The organism is Streptomyces sp. NPDC002845 (genome assembly GCF_053591955.1).
Genome location: NZ_JBSFUU010000032.1, coordinates 43,194 through 62,119, shown reverse-complemented (window position 1 = coordinate 62,119; position 18,926 = coordinate 43,194). Strand labels below are relative to the sequence as shown.

Sequence of the window (18,926 nt, the reverse complement as noted above, 5' to 3'; positions counted from 1 at the left end):
TGGCGGGGCCCGGCGCATAGCGCCGGGCCCCGCCATCTTTCAAAAAACTACGGAACCCTCACCCACTGCGCCTCACTCGGCGTCCCCTGGTCGTCCGTCACGAACAGCATGTACCAGCCCGACTGGACCAGGTTGCGGTTCTTCGGGACGGTTACGGAGATGCCGTTCTTCGTCGTCTCGAAGTCCAGGGCGATGGACTTCTGGTCGACGTCGGTGACGTGGGTGGTGGCGCTCGGGCGGATGAGGCGGGCCGACCTGATGGAGGAGGCGTGGCGGGTGGCGAAGGTTGCCGAGTCGCCGCGTTCGACGGTCTTCGGTCCGCCGGAGAGTGACGGGCCCGCGCCCTGGTAGAGGTACGGCGGCGTGTAGATCTCGATGCGCTGCTCGAACTTGCCCGGCTTGGTGTTGGCCTTGTCGGCGTACAGGGAGTCCGAGCCGAAGAACATCACGCGGCCGTCGGGCAGCAGGATCGAGCCCGAGTGGTAGTTGCGGCCCACCAGCGGGTCGGCGACGCGGCGCATCTCGTTGGTCTTCGCGTCGTAGAGCCGTGCCTGGAGGATGTTGGAGTCGCTGCGGCCGCGGTAGTCCTCGGAGCCGCCCGAGATGAGCACCGTGTCGTCGGGCAGGATCGAGGACTGCGGGTAGCGGGTTCCCTTCTCCAGGGGCGGGCCGTCGGTGAACTCCGGGTCGTCGGCGAGCAGATCGACGATGCGGGTCTTCTCGCTGGACCGCTCGGACTCGCCGACCCCGCCGCCGCCGATCACCATGTACCTCTCGTCCTGCGCGGGCGGCAGCAGCACCGTGCCGGCGGTTTCGAGCAGCTTCAGGTCGCTCATGCCGGGGACCTTGGTGAACTTGTTCGTCTCCAGGTCCCAGATGCCCGGGTCGCGGCCCACGTCGTCGGGGCCGTAACCGGCGTTCGCGCCGGAGTAGAACAGCTTGCCGTTCTGCATCAGGGAGATCGCCGGGTACGTCGGGAACTGCCGGGTGTCCTTGGTGTACGTCCACTCCTTGGTCTCCGGGTCGTACACCTCGTTCTTGCCCGGGACCAGCTGGCCGATCTCGTCGAGGCCGGACAGGGAGAGGATCCTGCCGTCGGGCAGCGTGGTCAGCGTCGGGTACCAGCGTGCCTCGTTCATCGGGTCGACCTTGATGTACTTCTCGGCGACCGGGTCGAACTCGTAGGCGTCCTTGATGCCCTGGAAGTCCTTCTTGTCGAGGGCGAGCTTCTGCGCGATGCCGTAGGTGTTGCGGGCGTCGGCGCCGGTCAGGCCCTGGATACGGTAGTTGTCCTCGGTGCCGGTCTCGTACTTCCTGCCGCTGCGCTGCGCCTCGACGTAGGCGCGTTCGATCCCCGGTTCGTTGCCCAGGAACTTGCCGGTCGCCGGGTCGAACTGCTTCTCCGCCCGCTCGACGACGACCGAGTCCTCCAGGACGAACGTCTTGCCGTTCTCCTTGCCGGTGAAGCGGGTGTCCGCCTTCAGGGTCATCGGCTTGTCGGGGTTCTCGTTGTGGATGATCATCAGGCCGCCGGCCTTGGTGACGTCACCCTTGAGCTTCTCGTACCGCTTGGTGCCGCCCGCGATCAGCAGGTTGCCGTTGGACAACTGGGTGTGGCCCGTGCAGAACAGGTCCTTGGGCGTCGGGACCTTCTTGATGGTGCCCTTGACCGGGTCCCAGATCCGGGTGTCGAACTTCTTCGCGTCGAAGTTGTCCTGGTTGTTGCCCGAACCCGCGACCATCAGCACCTTTCCCGTGTGGAGCAGGGCCGCGTGGATGGTGTTCTGCCGGTACTCCTCCGGGAACTCGACGATCTCCCAGTGGCCGTTCTCCGCCTTGTACTCGGGTCTGTTGATCTTGTACTGGTGGTACTGCTCCGTCCCGAAGCGGTAGAGCCACGGGCCGTTCATCCCGGCCAGCGCGAGTACCACCGCCGCGCCTATCGCGAGCCGGCGGGCACGGCGGCGGCCTGCACGGTCAGTCATTCCTTACGTCCCCCAAGTCCACCAAGGGCGATCTGCATGGTCTGGTCGTTGCCTGCGTCACCCCCGCTGCTTCCGCTACTCCCGCTACCCCCGTGCGCCGCCGCCCAGTTCGGCTTCTGCTGAGGCGCGTGAGGTGCGTGAGGGGTGTGATGCGGCGCGTGAGGGGCGTGCGGGTGCGGCGCGTGCGGCGCATGCTGGGAGTGCGGGGCGGCGTGCGGGGAGTGCGGCACGTGCTGGCCGGCCAGTGGCTGCGGCGGTACCGCCGCACTGTCCTGCGGCGGTGCCACGGCGGCCGGCTTCTTCCGCTCCTGCCGCATCATGTGACGCCAGGCGAAGATCGGTGTCGCGGTGATCAGCAGGGCGAACGTGGCCCAGATGATCATCGCGGGGTGCGAGTTCCCGAACTGGAAACCGGCGGCGATCGAGGCGCCGAAGATCAGGATGAAGTACCAGTGGTAACGGAAGGTCCCGAACCACCTGTCCGGGCTCGCCGAGTCGCCCTTGGGCGTGACCACGAACTTGCTCTTGCGGCGCAGTACGGAGTCGATCAGCGCCTTTGCGTAGAGCGGCGCCGACAGCGCGGACATCACCATGCCGGCCACACCGCCGGAGCCCTCCGGCTCGTGCGGGGAGACGTTGTGGCGGCGGTTCCAGACGTAGAGACCGATCTGCAGGGCGGAGGCGTTGCCGTAGAGCATCAGCCAGATCGTCGGGTCGATGTTCACACCCGAGGCGCCCAGGCCCAGGAACAGTGCACAACTCAGCGCCGCCAGAATCCAGTTGAGGGCCGACATCGGGTAGAAGATGATCATCATCGTGTAGTTGAAGAGCTTGCTCGGCGGCAGCGAGTACCAGCCCTTCCAGTACTGCTTGAGGATCGTCTCGTACGTCCCCCGTGACCAGCGCATCTGCTGGGTGAAGAAGTCCGTCCAGGCGCTGGGGCCCTCACCCACCGCGAGCACGTCCGGGGTGTAGACCGAGCGCCACTTCCTGCCTGTCGCCGGGTTCTTGTGGCGGTGGATCTCGAAGCCCGTCGCCATGTCCTCGGTGATCGAGTCGTACAGACCGCCGATCTGCTTCAGCGCCTTGATGCGTACGGCGTTGGAGGTGCCCACGAACATCGGCGAGCCGTAGCGGTTGCCTGCGCGCTGGATCAGCGCGTGGAAGAGGAACTGCTGCGACTCGGCGGCCTTCGTGACGAAGTTGTCGTAGTTGCCGTACACCTGCGGGCCGATGACGAAGCCGACGTTCGGGTCGCGGAAGAATCCGAGCATCCGCTCCAGGTAGTTGGGCAGCGGAATGTGGTCGGTGTCGACCGAGGCGAAGTAGTCGTAGTCGTCGCCGTGCGCGTCGAGCCAGGCGTTGTAGTTGCCGTGCTTGGTCTTGGCGCGGTGCGGGCCCGTGGCCTGGTTCCAGCGCGCGACTCCCTTTCGGGAGAAGTGGTGCACGCCCAGGCGCGCGCAGACCGCCTTCACCTCCGGGTCGTCGCCCTCGTCGAGGAGCCAGACGTGAAGAAGCCCGCGGTGCCGGAGCTTGACCGCGGCCTCCAGGGTCTTCGTCACCATCTCCAGCGGCTCCTTGCCGGGCACGAAGGAGGTGAGGAAGGCGACTCTGGTGCCGGTCTCGGGCACCACCGGGATCGGGTCGCGGGCGACGAGGGTGGCGTGCGCGTTCGACAGCACGTTCATACAGCGGAAGAACTCGATCAGACCGATCGAGACCAGCATCACCACATCGAGGTGTTCGAGGTAGGCGTTGGGCACGTAGTCCCGCTCGGTCCAGTGCTCCGGCTGCAGCAGCCAGGCCAGCAGGACCAGCGAGAGCAGCGGAGCCGCCGCCAGCATCAGGGCGACGCGGATGCGATGCGGCTCCTGCCCGATCAGCGAGCGGTACTGCACCTTGTACGGCTTGCTCGGGTCGGGCTGGGTCAGGGGCCCGGCGAGCCGGCTGTAGTGCTCGTAGTCGTATCTGGGCAGGGTCTTCTTGATCCTCCGGAAGGCTCCGGTCCGGTGCGATGGCACCCTGAGCTGGGTCGTCTCGGACGGGTCGGAGTTATGCCGGGCGCCCGTCGGCGTCGACGTCATGAGTCATCCCCCCGCACACACGATCGGTGTGTGGTCGTCGGTCCTCCGCCCGATCCGGTCCCCCTCGACCGGCCCGGGCGCATCAGTGGTAGGTCGGCGCCGCCACGTCATCTCCACGACAGAGACACTGGACGACGACCTTCCGGTTGCATGATGCCCCCCTCGGCATCCGTTCATGAACGGGAGCCCCTGATCCCCACCACGGCCGAAATCCGGCCCAAGCCCCCCAACTGCCATGTATCCGCAGTCTCTTACGACCCAGGGTTCTACGGCGTTCACCATGATCGCAAGATGCGAAACGCGGTGTTTACCGGTCATACGCGGTGATTGGGGCATCAGTGGAGGAGAAAGGCGGAGTGTGGAGGAGAGGTGAAGATGTCGCGTACATGGTGAGATCGGGTGACCAGGATCATGGAGACGGATCGGGACCATGAAGACGCCGTGGAGGCCCCTCGCGGTTGCGGTCGCGGTCGCGGTCGTGGCCCTGGAGGCCGGCCCGCGCGGTCCGGGGTTCGAGCCTTGTACATCATTCGGACCGTCAACGTGCGACACCGGACGACAGTTGAGAAACTGACGATCGTGCAGAAGCGCGGACATTTCCAGGTCCAGGTGGAGCGTGAGGGGAATCGCATGGAGACGCCGGTATTCGAGGAATTCGAGCCCGTGAGCGGCTGCGAATGTCCCGGGTGCGCGTACTGGCGGCGGGTCCTGCCGTATTCCCTGTCCTGCCCGCATTACTCGTCATCTTCCCCGTCCTCCTCCTCGTACGGGAATGCCGGGCGCCCCCCGGCGCGCCGGGCGCTCGCCGTCGCCACGGCGGCCTCCGCGGTGCTCGGCGCGGGCCATGCCGTACCGGCGGTCGTGGCCGCGCACTCACCCGCCCGGCCGGGCGTTCCCGCAGGTGAAGACCCCGGAACACCGCAGGGCGGCACGGCTCCGCTGCACGGCCCGACGGGGCGCCCGGCGGACGGGGAACAGCCGGAGCCGGCCGCGGTCAAGACGCCCCCGACGACCCGGGCGGAGATCATCAACCGGGCCAAGAAGTGGGTCGCGACGGGCGTGCCGTACAGCATGACCTCGTACTGGTCGGACGGGTACCGGCAGGACTGTTCGGGTTATGTCTCGATGGCCTGGAACCTCGGCGGAAACGAATGGACGGGCAGTCTCGGCACCTATGCCGAGCGGATTCCCAAGGAGGAGCTGCAACCCGGCGACATTCTCCTCTTCCACAATCCGCAGGACCCCCAGGACGGTTCGCACGTCACCATTTTCGGCGGCTGGACGGACTACACGCACACCTACTACCTCGCCTACGAGCAGACCCGCCCGCACACCCGCAAGCAGTCCACCCCGTACGGCTACTGGAGCAACGCCGCGCGCTACGAGCCGTACCGCTACAAGGGGCTCGTGGCGGGCAGCGGGGGCGCGCCGGGTGCGCCGGACACGCCGGACGTGAAGCCGGTGACCCGCTACCCGGGGGCCGCCGCCTTCGGGCCCGGCGCCAACAACGCGTACGTCACTCAGCTGGGGCGGATGCTGGTTGACAGGGGCGGGGCGCGCTTCTACCGGAGCGGTCCCGGGCCGCGCTGGTCGGACGCGGACCGCAGGGCGACGCAGGCGTTCCAGTGGGCGCAGGGGTGGCGCGGGGCGGACGCGGACGGGCTGCCGGGGCCGACGACCTGGGCGTATCTGGTGGGGAAGAAGGGGCGGGACATTCCGCCCGAGGGGGCGTCGGGCGGGGGTGCGGGGGCTCCGGGGGCGTCCGGGGCATCGGGGAAGCCCGCCGCGCAGGGGGTTCAGGTCCCTGTGTTCCCGGGGCGGGCGATGTTCCGGCCCGGCGCTCACAACGAGCACGTCACCCTGCTCGGCGAGCAGCTGGTGAAGAAGGGGTTCGGCAAGCACTACACGACCGGACCGGGGCCGCGCTGGAGCGAGGCGGACCGCCGGAACGTCGAGGCCTTCCAGCGCGCCCAGGGATGGCGGGGCGGTGCGGCGGACGGCTACCCGGGGCCGGAGACCTGGCGGCGGCTCTTTTTCTGACGTCCTGACGACCGTCTGCTGACGCTGCCGACGGTCCCCTGACGTCCTGGCGACCGTCCGCCGACGGTCCCCTGACGGATCTTCACGGCTCTTCACCGTTGTTTGCGTTGCGGTTCTTCCTGCGCGGAGGCATGGAGGCACGGATGAGTACGACCACTGGTACGACGACTTCACCGACACCCGAGCCGGAGGGGCCCGCTCGCCCGGCCCGGCTGATCCAGAACGAGGCGACCACCGAGATCCCCGTCCACCTGCTGTTCCGGGACGACCCCGACCCGGTCTCCGTACCACTGGCGCCCGCCGTCGTGGGCCGGCGGCGCGGGACGGGGGAGCAGCCCCGGGTACGGCGGGGCGTGCCCGGCCCGGTGCGTATGCGCCCGGCGCCCGAGGTGGACCCCGGGCTGGTGGAGCGGCAGGCGCGGGTGCTGTCCGGGGCGGTCGGAGTGCTGGGCGGGGCCGGTGGGGTGGCCGGATGTGTGCTCACCTCCTGGTGGGCGGGGGTGCTGCCCGAGCTGGCGGTCCGCGCGGCGGGGCTGCCGGTGGCCGCGGGCGCCGGGCTCGGGCCCGTGCAGTGGGCCGCGTACGCCGGGGCCGGGGCGCTCGGCCTGTTCGGGTTCGGCGGGCTGGCGCGGGGGCGGACCGGGCGGGCCTGGGTGCTGGGCCTGTTCGGGCGGTACCGGGGGACCGTGCGGCGCACGGGGCTGATGTGGGTGAACCCGCTGGTGCAGCGGCGCCGGGTCGACGTACGGCTGCGGCACTGGCGCAGCGAGCCGATGCCGGCCGTCGACGCGGGCGGCATCGCGCTCCGGGTCGTCGTGCTCGTCGCCTGGCGGGTCAGGGACACCGCGCGGGCGGTGCTCGGGACCGAGGACCACGAGACGTATCTGCGCGAGTGCGTGGAGGCGGCCCTCTCCCGGGTGCCGGTGGAGATGCCGGGCGGAACGAAAGGGCCCGTGGAGGCGGTCGGCGAGGTGCTGACCCGGCTGGTGGTGACGGACGCGGTACCGGTCGGCCTGGAGGTGTTCTCGGTGCAGCCGGTCCGGGTGGAGTACGCCCCGGAGGTCGCCGCCGCGATGCACCGGCGCCGGATCGCCGCGCTGGACGCCCGGCACCGGTCGAGCGTCCTGACCTCGGTCGTCGACTCGGTGGAGGACACGGTGACGCGGTTGACCATGCGGGGGCTCGTGGAACTCGACGACTACGAACGCAAGGCGCTGGTCAAGGACTTGACGGTGGCGTTCTGCGCGGGGCGGGGCGAGCAGGGGGCGTGACAGGACCCGGGATTGGTATGGACATGTTCATCGAGCGCCAATAATCTCACACTTGGTCTAGACCTAACTGTACGGCTCACGGAACTTCCCCCACGTTCTCCAGGAGCGGCAGCATGCGTAAGAAGACCAAGTGGTCCGTGGCCGCGGTCGGCCTTGCCACCACCGGAGCCCTCGTGCTCCCCAGCGGCGGTGCCAGTGGCCACGGCTACACCGACCTCCCCGTCAGCCGGCAGAAGCTCTGCCAGAACGGCACCGTGACCAACTGCGGCGACATCCAGTGGGAGCCGCAGAGCGTCGAGGGCCCGAAGGGCTTCCCGGCGTCAGGACCGGCCGACGGACAGCTCTGCTCGGGCGGCAACAGCCGGTTCAACCAGCTCAACTCGCCCACCAGGCCGGGCGGCGGCGCCTGGCCCACCACCAGGGTGACGGGCGGCCAGAACTACACGTTCCGCTGGCAGTTCACCGCCATGCACGCCACGACCGACTTCCAGTACTACGTCACCAGGCCCGGCTGGAACCAGAACCACGCCCTGGCCCGGTTGGACCTCAACCTCACGCCGTTCTTCACGGTGCCGTACAACGGCCAGCGCCCACCGTCCACGCTCTCCCGCACCGGACGGCTGCCGTCCGGGCTGAGCGGCCACCACGTCATCCTCGCGGTGTGGACGATCGCGGACACGGGCAACGCGTTCTACGCCTGTTCGGATGTCATGTTCTGATTCTGAGCATCCCTTGAGCCGCAGGGGACGCCGGCACGGATACGTTCTCCGGTACGCCGCCGATCAAGGCGGCGTACCGACCACCGGGGGACGCGATGGACCTGTTCTTCTACCTTGTGCCCGGGCTGATCATGGCCGTCGCCCTCTTCATGGCGGCCAGGGTGATCCGCCGCTCGCTGCAGCTCGGGAGCGCCTGGAACAGCGGGCTGACCGCCGAGGGGCGCTGTCTGCGGGTGTACACGACGACCCGTGGCGGCAGCGGCGACACGAGGGTGCGCACGACGCTGCATCACGTCTACGAGTTCACCGCGCGCGACGGGCGCCCGGTCCGGTTCGAGGAGGAGGACGGCCCGGGGACGACGGTCGAGGGCGACATCGTCACCGTGTACTACGCCGAGGGCCGCGAGGCGGCCGCCACGGCCCAGGCGCCCGGCCACGGCAGGAACCTGGCGGCGACGGCGGGCATCCTGGTGTTCCTCGGTGTGGTCGTCGCGTTCTGCGTCGGCTTCATGGTCACCTTCGCGACGAGGTCGGATTCCTTCACGGGCATGTGACCGTCACAGGTCATGGGGCTCCACATCTGATGGAGCGTCAATTACCGTGCGCCCCCATGAAGTCCACGAGGCGAACCGTCGCGCAACTCGTGACCGAACGGTGGGGCGACCACCGGCCCGGTCTGTGGTTCGAGGAGCGCGTGCTCAGCCATCACCAGGTGGCGGCCGGGGCGGCGGCCCGCGCGGCGCTGCTGGCCAACCTGCTTCCGCCGGGCGCCGCGCCCCACGTGGGGGTGCTGCTCGACAACACCCCCGAGTACCCGCTCTGGCTGAGCGCGGCGGCCCTCGCGGGTGCCGCCGTCGCCGGGATCAACCCGACCCGGCGGGGCCCGGAACTGGCCCACGACATCTTGCACACCGAATGCCGGGTCCTGGTCACCGAACGGACCCATCTGCCGCTGCTCGACGGACTCCAACTCCCAGGCGTACGCGTACTGGTGACGGACACTCAGCTTTACGCGGAGCTGCTCACGTCGTACGCCGACGCCGAGCCCGACCCCACCCGCGCGACCCCCTCCGACCGGCTCCTCCTCTACTTCACCTCCGGCTCGACCGGCGCCCCCAAGGCCGCGATCTGCTCGCAGGGGCGGCTCGCGGCGGCCGGGCGATCGCTGGTCGACCACTTCGGGGTGCGGCCGGACGACGTGCACTACGTCTGCATGCCGATGTTCCACGGCAACGCGGTGATCGCAGACTGGGCGCCCGCGCTCGCGGCGGGTGCCGGGGTCGCGCTGCGGCGGCGGTTCTCGGCGTCACGGTTCCTGGACGACGTACGGGCGTACCGGGCCACGTACTTCACCTACGTCGGCCGCGCCGTGCAGTACATCCTCGCCACCGAACCCCGCCCCGACGACCGCGACAACCCGCTGCGGCTCGGCTTCGGCACGGAGGCGGGGGCCGTGGACGCGGCGGCCTTCGAGGAGCGGTTCGGGGTGCGGCTCGTGGAGGGATACGGCTCCTCCGAGGGCGGGGCGGCGATCCAGCGCACACCCGGCACCCCGGCGGGCGCGATCGGGCGGGCGATGCGGGGTGACGACCTGGCGGTGGTCGACGCTCAGACGCGGGCGGAGTGCCCGCCGGCCCGGTTCGCCGAGGACGGGCGGCTGCTCAACGGTGACGAGGCGATAGGGGAGTTGGTCAATCGCGGGCCCAACCCCTTCGAGGGCTACTGGCGCAACCCGGAGGCGGACGCGGCCCGGCGGCGGGACGGCTGGTACTGGACGGGCGACCTCTTCTACCGCGACGCCGACGGCTTCCTGTACTTCGCCGGACGCACCGACGACCGGCTCCGCGTCGACAGCGAGAACCTCGCCGCCGCGGTGATCGAGAACATCCTCGCCCGGTACGACGGCGCCGACGCCGTGGCGGTCTACGCCGTGCCCGACCCGGTGGCCGGGGACCAGGTGATGGCGACGATCGCCGGTACCGCCTTCGACCCGCACCGCTTCGCTGAATTCCTGCACGCCCAGCCCGACCTGGGGACCAAGATGGCGCCCCGGTTCGTACGGGTCGTGGAGCGGATGCCGGTCACCGCCACCAACAAGATCCACCGGGTACGGCTGCGCCGGGAGGGCTTCCGGTGCGCGGACCCGGTGTGGTGGCGGCCGCCGGGGGAGCGGGCGTACCGGAGGCTGGACGAGGCGGATGCGGCGGGGCTGGTGGCGGAGTACCGCGCGCGGGGGCGGGAGGAACTGCTCACCAGGTAGGGCCAGGCATACCCAGAGGACGCCCCCTGCGCGTATGGCCTGCTCCGGAGCGCCCGGCCTACGGTGAACGCATGATCCGAACCGTCGCACGGGACGCGCCCCGGGCGGTCGCCTACCTCGTGACCGGTGTCCTGGTGGGCGCCCCGCTGCTCGTCGTCCTGCTGGTGCTCAAGACGGTCGGGCTGGCGCTCACGCCGATCCTGGTGGGGCTGCCGATCCTCGCCCTGAGCGCCCTGTCCGGGGTGGCCGTCGGCGCCCTGGAGCGCCGGCGGCTGTGGCTGGCCGACCGTGCCCCGGTGGCGCCGAGCCCGCACCGCACCCCGGCCGAGCCCGGCCTCGCCGCCTGGGCCCGGCTGCGGCTGACCGAGCGGGCGACCTGGCGGGAGTACGCGTACACGGCGCTGCTCACCGTCCTGCTCTGGCCGCTCGACCTGCTCGTGCTCGCCGGGGCGGTCGGCGTGCCCGGCGCCATGCTCGCGGCACCGGTGCAGCTCGCGGTCCTCGGCGACGACACCCGCGTCGCCAAGCTGTGGCTGATCGACACCTACGGTCAGGCCCTGCTGTGCGCGGCCGCCGGTGCCGTACTCCTCCTCGTACTCATGTGGCCCCTCGCGCAGTACGGCCGGGCCCGCGCCGCCCTCGTCCGGTACCTGCTCGCCCCGCGCGAGGACGAGACCGAGCGGCGGCTCACCGAGGTCACCCGGTCGCGGGCCCGGCTGGTGGCCGCCTTCGAGGCCGAGCGGCGGAGGATCGAGCGGGATCTGCACGACGGGGCACAGCAACGGCTGGTGGCGCTCAGCATGTCGCTGGGTCTGGCCCGCCTGGACGCCCCGCCGGAACTGGCCGACCGGCTCACCGCCGCGCACAAGGAGGCGGACCAAGTGCTCGGCGAGCTACGGGAGTTGATCCACGGCATCCATCCCCAGGTCCTCGCCGACTACGGCCTCCCGGACGCCGTCGCCGACGCGGCCGACCGGTCCGCCGTACTCGTGGATGTGGATGCGGATCTGCCGCGGTTCGCCGAATCCGTGGAATCCGCCGCCTACTTCGCCGTACGGGAGGCGCTCGCCAACGTCGGCAGGCACAGCGAGGCGGAGCGGGTGTGGATCAGGGGGCGGTACGAGGGCGGGCTGCTGCGGGTGTCGGTGCGGGACGACGGGGTCGGCGGCGCCGATCCGGCGCGCGGGTCGGGGCTCACCGGGCTCGCGGACCGGCTCGCCGTCCTCGATGGGACACTGTCCGTCCACAGCCCGGCCCGCGGGCCGACCGTACTGTCCCTGGAGATCCCGTGTCAGCCGCGTTGAGGGTCGTACTCGCCGAGGACAGCGTGCTGTTGAGGGAAGGGCTCGTCGGGGTGCTCGGCCGGTTCGGGCACGAGGTGGTAGCCGCGGTCGGGGAAGCGGATTCGCTGCGCGCGGCCGTGATGTCGTACGGCCCCGATCTGGTCGTCACCGACGTACGGATGCCGCCGGGCTTCCAGGACGAGGGCCTGCGGGCCGCGCTGGAGCTGCGTGCCGCCGACCCCACGCTGCCCGTGCTCGTCCTCAGTCAGTACGTCCAACGCGCCTATGCCGCCGAGCTGTTGGACACCGGGGACGGTACCGGGGTCGGCTATCTGCTCAAGGACCGGATCGGGCAGGTGGAGCAGTTCGCGGAGGCGGTGGAGCGGGTCGCCGCCGGGGGCACGGTCGTGGACCCCGAGGTCGTACGGCAGTTGCTGCGGCGGCGGAGGGACCCCTTGCGGGCGCTGACTCCCCGTGAGCGGGAGGTGCTGGGGCTGGTGGCCGAGGGGAAGTCCAACGGAGCGATCGCCCGGGAACTGGTCGTCACCGAGGCCGCCGTGGGCAAGCACATAGGGAACATCCTGCAGAAGCTGGACCTGCCTCCCGCCGAGGAGACACATCGCCGGGTACTGGCTGTGCTGGCGTATCTGCGACGCTGAGGGCGCCGGAGTGCGAGGCTGCGTGAGACTCTCCCTCCTCGCAGGAGTGGGAGAAGCCCGAACTGCGCAGATTACAGATGCCCAATGCCCATGAGAGGAGGGTGAGTGCACCCTTCGACCGTGGAGTCAGCCCGGAAAGGCAGCCATGTCCCCCACGCATGACCGCGCCCAGCTCCCCCTGTACGGCCACGACCGTGCCCACAGCGACGACCTGCTCTCCTTCATCCGGTCCGGCCCGTCGCCGTACCACGTGGTGGCGAACGCCGCGCGGCGCCTGGAGCGGGCCGGTTTCAAGGAGCTGCGCGGGACGGACGACTGGACCGGCGCGGAGGGCGGCCGCTATGTCGTCCGCGGCGGCGCGATCCTCGCCTGGTACGTCCCGGAGGGCGCCGCTCCGCACACGCCGTTCCGGATCGTCGGCGCCCACACCGACTCGCCGAACCTGCGCGTGAAGCCCGCCCCGGACACCGGTTCGGCGGGGTGGCGGCAGATCGCCGTGGAGATCTACGGCGGCGTCCCGCTGAACACCTGGCTCGACCGGGACCTCGGCGTCTCCGGGCGGCTCGCGCTGCGGGACGGGTCGAGCAGTCTGGTCTGCCTCGACCGGCCGCTGCTGCGGGTGCCACAGCTCGCCATCCACCTCGACCACAAGGTCAACGACGGGCTCGCGCTGGACCGGCAGCGGCACATGACCCCGCTGTGGGGACTCGGCGGCACGGCCCCGGGCGCGCTCCTCGGCCGGGTCGCCGAGGAGGCCGGTGTCGATGTCCGGGAGGTCCTGGGCTGGGATCTGATGCTGCACGACATCCAGCCGCCCGGGTACCTGGGCGCGGACGAGGAGTTCCTCGTGGCGTCCCGGCTGGACAACCTGATCTCGGTGCACGCCGGCGTGACCGCCCTGGTCGAGGCGGCGACGGCCCGGCCGTCGGCGTATGTGCCCGTGCTGGCCGCCTTCGACCACGAGGAGGTCGGCAGCGGCTCGGAGAGCGGGGCCCAGGGGCCGCTGCTGGAGCGGGTGCTGAGCCGTTCGGTGGCCGCGCGCGGCGGCGGCCCGGAGGACTGGAACCGGGCGCTCGCGGGCGCCTTCTGCGTCTCCTCCGACATGACCCACGCCGTCCACCCCAACTACGCCGAACGCCACGACCCGGACCACTGGCCCCTCCCCAACGCCGGCCCGGTCGTCAAGGTCAACGCCAACCAGCGGTACGCCACCGACGGCGCCGGGGTCGCCGTGTTCGCCGCCGCCTGCGAGCGGGCCGGGGTGTCGTGGCAGCCGTTCGTCTCGAACAACGCGATGCCCTGCGGTACGTCGATCGGCCCGATCACGGCGGCCCGGCTCGGGGTGCCGACCGTGGACGTGGGCGTGCCGGGGCTGTCGATGCACTCGGCGCGGGAGCTGTGCGGGGCGGAGGATCCGGGGCTGCTGGCGCGGGTTCTGGTGGAGTTCATGACAGCGGAGTGATCAACACGAAGGCCCTCCACCTCAGGTGGAGGGCCTTCGTATATGTGCGCCGCCAGGGACTCGAACCCCGGACCCGCTGATTAAGAGTCAGCTGCTCTAACCAACTGAGCTAGCGGCGCATGACTCCCGCTGCCCGCTCTCGCGGGCGGCGACAAGAGAAATACTACCTGGTCCGGAAGGGTGCTCCCGACCGGGCGCCGACCGGCTAGATCGCCAGGGACAGCAGCACCGGCGCCGCCCCCTTGTTCAGCCGCTCCGCGGCCTGGCGGAGCCGGTGGGCGTGCTCGACCGGCAGGGACAGGGCGAGGCAGCCGACGGCGGAGCCCGCCGTGATCGGGACGGCCGCGCAGACCGTGCCCGGCGCGTACTCCTGGAGGTCGAGGACGGGAACCGTGGCCGGCTGGGCGTCGAGCTTGCGGAGCAGCACCTTCTCGCTGGTGATGGTGCGCGAGGTGAGGCGGGCCGGCCGGTGGCGGGCCAGATGGTCGCGGCGGGCGTTGAAGTCGAGCTGACCCAGCAGGCTCTTGCCGATCGCGGTGGCATGGGCGGCCGAGCGGAAGTCGACCCATTCGTTGACCGCGGGCATGGTCGGGCCGTCGGCCCATCCGGTGACGCGGATCTCGCCGTCGACGTACCGGCTGATGTAGACGGCCGCGCCCACCGAGTCGCGCAGCCGGTCCAGGGTGTGCTGGAGCTTCTCGCGCAGGGCCTGGTCACGGCCGTGCGCGGAACTCAGTCGGGTCAGGGCGTCACCGGCGACGTACGCGCCGTCGGCGGTCTGTTCGAGGTACCCCTCGCGGCGCAGCATCCGCAGGAGCGTGGTCAGTCGCTCCCTGCCGAGGCCGGTCCGACGGAGGAGTTCGGCGTCGGTGACGCCGGTGGTGTGCCGCGACACGGTCTCCAGGACGCGCAGGGCGTCCTGGGCCGAGTGGTACGGCGCGGTCGGCTCGTGCTTGAGCGCCACGGTTCCCCCTGCGCGTCTCAGGCTGTTTTTCGGACAGCGTGCCGTTACCCACGATACGGCTCAAAGAGTGCGCGGGGAGGGGTTGTTGACGAGAAAATGAGCGCACCCTCAGTCCGCTCAACTGGAGTGATAGCACTCTGGCATATGCCAAAGTCATGCCCCGGTGAGCGGACCTCGGGTGTTCCCGCCTCCGGCGGTGCTCACATCGCGTAATCAGAGCACCGCGCCGAGGAACTCCCGCGTCCGCTGGTGTTCCGGCTCGCCGAAGATCTTCTCCGGGGTGCCGGATTCGATCACGTGGCCCGAGTCGAACATCATGACCCGGTCCGAGATGTCGCGGGCGAAGTTCATCTCGTGGGTCACACAGAGCATGGTGATGTCCGTGGAGTGCGCGATGTCCCTGAGGACGTCGAGGACCCCGGCCACCAGCTCCGGGTCCAGCGCCGACGTCACCTCGTCCAGCAGCAGGATCTCCGGACGCATGGCCAGCGCGCGGGCGATCGCCACGCGCTGCTGCTGACCGCCGGACAGCTGGGTCGGATGGGCGTTGACCTTCTCCCGCAGTCCGACCAGGTCGAGCAGTTCCCTGGCGCGCTCCTCCGCCTCGGCGCGGTCCATGCCGAGGACGTTGACGGGTGCTTCGGTGATGTTCTGCAGCACGTTCATGTTCGGGAACAGGTTGAACTGCTGGAAGACCATCCCGATCTTCTTGCGGATGTCCCGCTGGTACTTCTCACTGGCCGGCTTGAGGCCGCCGCCCGGCGCGGGCATGTGGGAGAGCGGCCTCCCGCCCACCATGATGAGGCCCTCGCTGACCGGCTCCAGCGTCATCAGCAGCCGCAGAATGGTGGTCTTGCCGGAGCCGCTGGGCCCGATCAGGGTGACGTGCTGGCCGCGCTCCACCGTGAAGTCCAGATGGTTCAGCACCACATGGTCGCCGTACCGCTTGACCACCTGGTCGAACACCACCAGGTGGCCCGAGGCGGTACCTTCCTCCACGCTGTCCTCGGGATTCGTCTTCTGCAGGGGATCAGTGGCCAAAGCGCTTCTCCAGCTTTCTCATCAGAAGCGAGGTCGGGTAGCTCGCCAGCAGGAAGATCAGTCCGGCGAGGGTGAAGGTCTCGACGTACGCGAAGTTGAACGCCCCGTACTCCCGTGCCTCGGCGACCATCTCCGTGACCGTGATGACGGCCAGGAACGGGGTCTCCTTGAACATGGCGATCGCGTAGTTGCCGAGCGCGGGCAGCACATTGCGTACCGCCTGCGGCAGGATCACGGCCCGCCAGGTGCGCCGCGGAGACATGGACAACGCCCGGCATGCCTCCCACTGACCCTTCGGTACGGCGTCGATGCCCGCCCGGTACACCTCGGACAGGTACGAGGCGTAATGGATGCCCAGCACCACGATGCCGATGGTCAGCGGCTCGACCGTGTTGAACACGGCGTAGGCGCCCACCAGTTGCACCAGCAGCGGGGTCGACCTGACGAACTCGGTGACCGCCCGCACCGGCACGGTCACCAGTCGGGTCGGCGCCCGTCCGGCCATGGCGACGACCAGGCCGAGCACGGCGGCCACCAGCGTCCCCAGAACCGTCGCCAGCAGCGTTGTCCTGAACCCCTCCAGCAGCAGCGGCAGCGACTCGCGCAGGGCGTCCCAGTCCCATTCGTAGTTCACGCGGCACCCCCTCCGCCCGCCGCCACACCGGACTTCTCCGCGGCCGCGCCGCTGCGCGGGCGCAGCAGGCCGCGGGTGCTCGTGCGCTGGCCGAGCCGGGTCTTGGCGTGCCGCTCCAGGGCGTTCATCAGCAGGGTCAGCGTGTAGGCGAGGACGAAGTAGATGACCAGCAGGGTCAGATACGCGGCCGTCGACTCGCCCGTGCGGTCACGCATCTGCTGGACCACCGTCGTCAGGTCGGCGGCCGAGATCAGCCACAGCAGCGGGGTGCACTTCAGCAACTGGATCAACAGGTTGGTGAACGGCGGGATCATCTGCACCCAGGCCTGCGGAAGGATCACCCGGCGCATGCGCTGCACCGGGGTCAGGTTGAGCGCGACGGCGGCCTCCCACTGCGCCTTGGGCACGGCGTTCAGCGCACCGCGCACCACCTCCGAGCCGTACGCGCCGTAGTTCATGCCGAACGCCACGACCCCGCAGAACAGCGGGGACAGCTCGTACCCGGTCAGCAGCGGGAAGGCGTAGTACAGCCAGAACAGCTGCACATACAGCGACGTACCGCGGAAGAACTCGACGAAGACCCGTGACACCCCCCGCACGAGCACGGGCCGGCTGTTCGCCATGAAGCCGAACACGAACGCCAGAGCGAGGGCGACGGCAGCGCCGAGCACCGTCGCCTCGACCGTCACCCACAGCCCCGACCACACGTCCGGCATATGGTCGAAGAAGTACGAGTAGAAATCACCCATGCGCCAGGGTCCCCGTCAGGCCTGGCACAGATCGGCGGTCTTCAGGTCCGCCGGCGGGATCGTGTCCTCGCCGAAGCCGTACTCCCCGATGAGCTGCACATAGCGGTCCGGGTCCGCGGTGATCTTCTTCAGCTCCCGGTTGAAGGCGTCCCGCAGGTCCTCGCTGCCCTTGCGGAAGACCGCGCCGCCCGGGCTGTACTGCTTCACACCGTCGAGCTCGGGGACGAAGGACTCGGTGACCTCCACGCCGCTGTTGTTCTTGGCGAGCCAGTTGAGCGAGATGCCGGTGAGCAGGAAGGCGTCGATCCGGCCGCCCTTCACCGCGTCCGCGCCGTCCTGCGGCTTCTGCAGCGTCCTGATGTCGTCCTCGGAGATCCCGGCGCCGGTGGCGTAGCTCTTCTCGACCGCGCCCGACATCACTCCGATGGTGATCCCGGCCTCCTTCACCGACGCCAGGTCGGTCAGGTTCTGCGGGTTGCCCTCCTTCACCATCATTGCGGTGGGCGAGATGAACTCCGGCTCCGAGAACAGCGCCTTCTCGCAGCGTTCCGGGATGATGGCCATGCCGGCGCTGATCACGTCGTACTTGCCGGCCTGCAGCCCGGGGATCAGTCCGTCCCACTCGGAGAAGGTCGGGCGCAGTTCGTCGATGCCCAGTGCCTGGAAGATCTCCCGGTGCAGGGTCGGGGCCTCGCCCTTGAGTTCGCCGTCCTCCTCGTAGCCGTAGGGGGCCTCGTTCGCGTAGGCGACGCGCACGTAGCCCTGCTCCGCGAGCTGGTCCAGCGCCGAGCCCGCGCTGTCACCGCCGCCGTCGTCCGTCTTGCTGCAGGCGGTGAGGAGACCGGGCACGGCGATCAGGCCGCCGAGGGCCGTGGTTCTGGTGAGAAAACCCCTGCGGGACAGGGTCGGGAACTCGGACATGACGCGCAACCTCCAAAGGGACGTGCAGTCTGGTCGTCATACAGACCAGTGGACTCGCCTGCCCGATCCCCAGGGCCTATGCCGACTGGCCGGGGTATGTGACCCAACAGTGTCCGGAACGAGATCATCCTGTTCTCTGGCGGCGGAGGTATGGGAGGCCTCGTCGCCGGGGAGTGTGGTGGCATGGCCGATCGCTATCTGGAACTCTCCTTCGCCAAGCGGGACGTGCGCTGCACCGCGAAACTGCTCGACGACCGGGCCCCCCTCACCTGTGAGGCGGTGTGGCAGGCGCTCCCGCTCGGCGGGGACGTCTACCACGCCAAGTACGCCCGAAACGAGGTCTACTCGCTCTTTCCCGCCTTCGCGGAGACCGAGCCGCCCCTGGAGAACCCCACCATCACCCCCATCCCCGGAGACCTCTGCTATTTCTCCTTCTCCGGTACACAGTTGGGCGCGAAGTCCTACGGCTACTCCGAGACCTCCGGGGTCCGGGCCGGGACCCCCGTGGTCGACCTCGCCCTCTTCTACGAACGCAACAACCTCCTCCTCAACGGCGACGTGGGCTGGGTGCCCGGGATCGTGTGGGGGCAGGTGGTCGAGGGCCTGGACGCGATGGCGGAGGCGTGCAACGACCTGTGGCGGGCAGGGGCGCTGGGGGAGCGGCTGGAGTTCCGGAGGGCGTAGACCGGGGCGTGTGTATGCGTGCCGCCGCGCGCCGCGTTTGCGGCATGCTCGCTGAGCTTGAGATTTAACCTCGCCGTTCGAACACGACCCTCTGCTGCGTCGACTGGGCGTTTTCGCCCGATTCGACCCGCCAGGCGCGTTGATCGCGCCTGAAAGCGCCGGTCAGAGGT

At 69.8% G+C, this 18,926-nt stretch carries 16 protein-coding genes and 1 tRNA gene; 9 read left to right on the top strand and 8 right to left on the bottom strand.

Features of this window, described 5'->3' with window-relative positions; genetic code table 11:
• Positions 1-47 precede the first annotated feature (47 nt).
• Complete coding sequence (locus tag ACWD3C_RS23750; RefSeq protein WP_451147008.1) at positions 48-1,985, bottom strand: galactose oxidase-like domain-containing protein; 1,938 nt, start codon at positions 1,983-1,985, stop codon at positions 48-50.
• Positions 1,982-4,069, bottom strand: coding sequence for a glycosyltransferase family 2 protein (locus ACWD3C_RS23745; RefSeq protein WP_451147006.1), 2,088 nt, complete (start codon positions 4,067-4,069; stop codon positions 1,982-1,984). Before ACWD3C_RS23745 ends, ACWD3C_RS23750 begins: the two co-directional genes overlap by 4 nt.
• Before the next feature lie 630 nt (positions 4,070-4,699).
• Here ACWD3C_RS23745 and ACWD3C_RS23740 point away from each other — a divergent pair.
• The 8 genes from ACWD3C_RS23740 to ACWD3C_RS23705 all read left to right on the top strand — a co-directional run bounded on the left by ACWD3C_RS23740 (position 4,700) and on the right by ACWD3C_RS23705 (position 13,763).
• Positions 4,700-6,109 carry a peptidoglycan-binding protein gene (locus ACWD3C_RS23740; RefSeq protein ID WP_451147004.1) on the top strand — a complete coding sequence of 470 codons (1,410 nt, stop codon included), beginning with the start codon at positions 4,700-4,702 and terminating at the stop codon, positions 6,107-6,109.
• A 143-nt stretch (positions 6,110-6,252) separates the two neighbouring features.
• Positions 6,253-7,380: an SPFH domain-containing protein gene (locus ACWD3C_RS23735; protein WP_451147002.1), complete on the top strand. Its 1,128-nt coding sequence runs from the start codon at positions 6,253-6,255 to the stop codon at positions 7,378-7,380.
• Positions 7,381-7,493: 113 nt separating this feature from the next.
• Entirely contained in the window at positions 7,494-8,099 is a 606-nt protein-coding gene (locus tag ACWD3C_RS23730; RefSeq protein ID WP_451147000.1) for a lytic polysaccharide monooxygenase auxiliary activity family 9 protein, read from the top strand.
• Between the two features lie 95 nt (positions 8,100-8,194).
• Entirely contained in the window at positions 8,195-8,653 is a 459-nt protein-coding gene (locus ACWD3C_RS23725) for a hypothetical protein (protein WP_451146998.1), read from the top strand.
• Between the two features lie 56 nt (positions 8,654-8,709).
• Positions 8,710-10,359: a long-chain-fatty-acid--CoA ligase gene (locus tag ACWD3C_RS23720; RefSeq protein WP_451146996.1), complete on the top strand. Its 1,650-nt coding sequence runs from the start codon at positions 8,710-8,712 to the stop codon at positions 10,357-10,359.
• Positions 10,360-10,430: 71 nt separating this feature from the next.
• The gene (locus tag ACWD3C_RS23715; RefSeq protein ID WP_451146994.1) at positions 10,431-11,663 is read left to right on the top strand and encodes a sensor histidine kinase; all 1,233 of its coding nucleotides are present in this window, start codon (positions 10,431-10,433) and stop codon (positions 11,661-11,663) included.
• Positions 11,648-12,301 carry a LuxR C-terminal-related transcriptional regulator gene (locus ACWD3C_RS23710; protein WP_451146992.1) on the top strand — a complete coding sequence of 218 codons (654 nt, stop codon included), beginning with the start codon at positions 11,648-11,650 and terminating at the stop codon, positions 12,299-12,301. Before ACWD3C_RS23715 ends, ACWD3C_RS23710 begins: the two co-directional genes overlap by 16 nt.
• 145 nt (positions 12,302-12,446) lie before the next feature.
• The gene (locus ACWD3C_RS23705) at positions 12,447-13,763 is read left to right on the top strand and encodes a M18 family aminopeptidase (RefSeq protein ID WP_451146990.1); all 1,317 of its coding nucleotides are present in this window, start codon (positions 12,447-12,449) and stop codon (positions 13,761-13,763) included.
• A 45-nt stretch (positions 13,764-13,808) separates the two neighbouring features.
• On the opposite strand, the gene ACWD3C_RS23700 is transcribed toward ACWD3C_RS23705, so the two are convergent.
• From ACWD3C_RS23700 to ehuB, 6 genes are all read right to left on the bottom strand, one after another.
• Positions 13,809-13,882 (bottom strand) — tRNA-Lys (locus ACWD3C_RS23700).
• A gap of 86 nt (positions 13,883-13,968) precedes the next feature.
• Positions 13,969-14,727: an IclR family transcriptional regulator gene (locus ACWD3C_RS23695; RefSeq protein WP_451146988.1), complete on the bottom strand. Its 759-nt coding sequence runs from the start codon at positions 14,725-14,727 to the stop codon at positions 13,969-13,971.
• A 213-nt stretch (positions 14,728-14,940) separates the two neighbouring features.
• Positions 14,941-15,768 carry an ectoine/hydroxyectoine ABC transporter ATP-binding protein EhuA gene (ehuA, locus tag ACWD3C_RS23690; protein WP_451146986.1) on the bottom strand — a complete coding sequence of 276 codons (828 nt, stop codon included), beginning with the start codon at positions 15,766-15,768 and terminating at the stop codon, positions 14,941-14,943.
• Positions 15,758-16,402: an ectoine/hydroxyectoine ABC transporter permease subunit EhuD gene (gene ehuD, locus ACWD3C_RS23685; RefSeq protein ID WP_451146984.1), complete on the bottom strand. Its 645-nt coding sequence runs from the start codon at positions 16,400-16,402 to the stop codon at positions 15,758-15,760. The genes ehuA and ehuD overlap by 11 nt, the downstream gene beginning before the upstream one ends.
• Positions 16,399-17,151 (bottom strand): ectoine/hydroxyectoine ABC transporter permease subunit EhuC, encoded by a 753-nt coding sequence (gene ehuC / locus ACWD3C_RS23680; RefSeq protein WP_451146982.1) that lies wholly within the window; start codon positions 17,149-17,151, stop codon positions 16,399-16,401. Before ehuC ends, ehuD begins: the two co-directional genes overlap by 4 nt.
• A gap of 15 nt (positions 17,152-17,166) precedes the next feature.
• Entirely contained in the window at positions 17,167-18,072 is a 906-nt protein-coding gene (gene ehuB / locus ACWD3C_RS23675) for an ectoine/hydroxyectoine ABC transporter substrate-binding protein EhuB (RefSeq protein WP_451146980.1), read from the bottom strand.
• Positions 18,073-18,255: 183 nt separating this feature from the next.
• Between ehuB and ACWD3C_RS23670 the strand changes: the two genes are divergently transcribed.
• Positions 18,256-18,756: a DUF3830 family protein gene (locus ACWD3C_RS23670; RefSeq protein WP_451146978.1), complete on the top strand. Its 501-nt coding sequence runs from the start codon at positions 18,256-18,258 to the stop codon at positions 18,754-18,756.
• Positions 18,757-18,926: the final 170 nt, after the last annotated feature.